General features: G+C 34.1%; 3 protein-coding genes. All 3 read left to right on the forward strand.

The window, feature by feature from the left end:
• Positions 1 to 517 (forward strand): AHH domain-containing protein (locus HMPREF0693_RS17535; RefSeq protein ID WP_004246982.1); only part of this gene is annotated, 517 nt, incomplete at its 5' end.
• Complete coding sequence (locus HMPREF0693_RS17540) at positions 514 to 1,077, forward strand: hypothetical protein (RefSeq protein WP_004246983.1); 564 nt, start codon at positions 514 to 516, stop codon at positions 1,075 to 1,077. The genes HMPREF0693_RS17535 and HMPREF0693_RS17540, both read left to right, overlap by 4 nt.
• Before the next feature lie 632 nt (positions 1,078 to 1,709).
• On the forward strand, positions 1,710 to 1,829 hold a 120-nt coding region (locus HMPREF0693_RS19610), incomplete at its 3' end, for an RHS domain-containing protein (protein WP_004246985.1).

The raw sequence follows: 1,829 nt of genomic DNA on the forward strand, positions 1-1,829 counted from the left end.
GACGGGGTTACATTATAATACGTTCAGGTACTATGCCCCGGATTTAGGCCGTTTTACCCAGCAAGACCCAATAGGGTTGGCAGGGGGGATAAACTTATATGCCTATGCGCCGAATGCGTTGACATGGGTGGATCCGTGGGGGCATTGTGCGGTCAAACTTTCTAAAAATATGGTAGCTGATGGTACGCCTAGACCTGCCAATACTGCAGCTCATCATATTGTTGGTGATACATCTAAAGGTGCCCAGCCAGCCAGAGATATTCTGAAAAAACATGGTATTGATGTTGATGATGCTAGAAATGGTGTTTTCCTGCCAAATAGAAATAATGTTGATGAAGCATTGTCAGGAATAAAACATAATGGCAGACATCCAAGTGATTATATTGACGCAGTAAATACAAGAATTATTGATGCTGATAAATTAAATGGAAAACAAGGTGTTCTGGATGAGTTATCAAAAATTCGTGACATCCTGTCTTCTGCAAATCGAGATGCAAGCTGGTATACAATATTATGATAAATAACGTTTATTATTTAAAATCGGATATGGTAAATTATTGTTCTTTTATTCAAAATTATCCTGATGGTGAAGAGAGCATTATGGGAAGGTCGAGAGATCAGGGATGGAGACGGTTTGGCAATGATTATACTGAAATATCATTAGAATTAAGATCAAATGATTTTGGTAAGAAAAACTATCAATTTGATTTTAGTAGCGCTCTATCTCCATTTTTTGTTTTCAGTGAATCAGGTGCTAACCATTTATTTGATATCTTAAATCCTAGGGGACAATTTTTAGGTGTTAGAACAGCAAGTAAACGGAAAAAATTTATTGGGTACTATCCAACTAATGTTTTGTCTGAATGTGTAGATAAAGAAAAATCTATTTATACTGAATATCCCAAAGGATTTATGTTTGAAAAATTAATTCTAGTTAAAAATAATATTACAGATGAATACTTATTTTCAATAAATGAAAATATTAGTGGTGTTTTTGTCACAGATAAGTTTAGAAAGCTTGTTGAAAAAATTGGATTGTTAGGTTTTGATTTTTCTAAAGAAATAGAGTTATCGTAAAGATATTATCGAAGCTACGACCTAGATTATAGATATGTGTAATTACCAGCTTTAGCTATAAAACAGGTAAATGACACCACATCACTCGCCGATTAGCGTATTAGTTTTCAAGCTTAAATGTAGTTTTCTGGTGCTTATTTTGTATTTATTTGTCCGGATATCTTCACTGTTCGGTATTAATACCAAATAACTGTTTAAAATATCCACTACAAATGTGAAATAGGTTTTAAAATCTGCCAGTTGGAAACGGATTAAAGGACTTTGATCCTGCTGGTAAAGGTAGATTTTATGTTACGACAGACGGAGCTCAAGCAGAAAGATAGGCGCGGATGAGAACAGACTGGAACATGTCGATAACTCTAATCATGTAACTTACAAATTAATACCTTGTAAAGTAATAGTATTACTTCGAATGAGAGAATTAAATGAATTACCTATTAATAATATTGATCATCAACTAATAAATAGATTTAAGATGTTTTTAAATAAAGATATACCTTTAAGTAATTTTAATCGTTCATTAAGAAAATCTATTTTACATAAAGCATCACATAAAATTAGTCAGAATCACTGAAAACTCGTTGAGTTGTAGTTATGCTCGGGGGTATAGAACAGATAATTCTCATTATTATATGCACAGTAGTTTAAGTGGCTTACCGGAAGCGTTTACCAACAGTGACGGTGAAATCGTTTGGCAAGGGCAATACAGTGCTTGGGGGCATTTACAGCGTCAAACCCGCCCCACAAGCACA

Source organism: Proteus mirabilis ATCC 29906 (assembly GCF_000160755.1).
GTDB lineage: Bacteria > Pseudomonadota > Gammaproteobacteria > Enterobacterales > Enterobacteriaceae > Proteus > Proteus mirabilis.

Bases quoted from the DNA above. Each gene is read 5' to 3' on its own strand.
- HMPREF0693_RS17540 (WP_004246983.1), top strand. From the start codon at position 514: ATGATAAATAACGTTTATTATTTAAAATCGGATATGGTAAATTATTGT.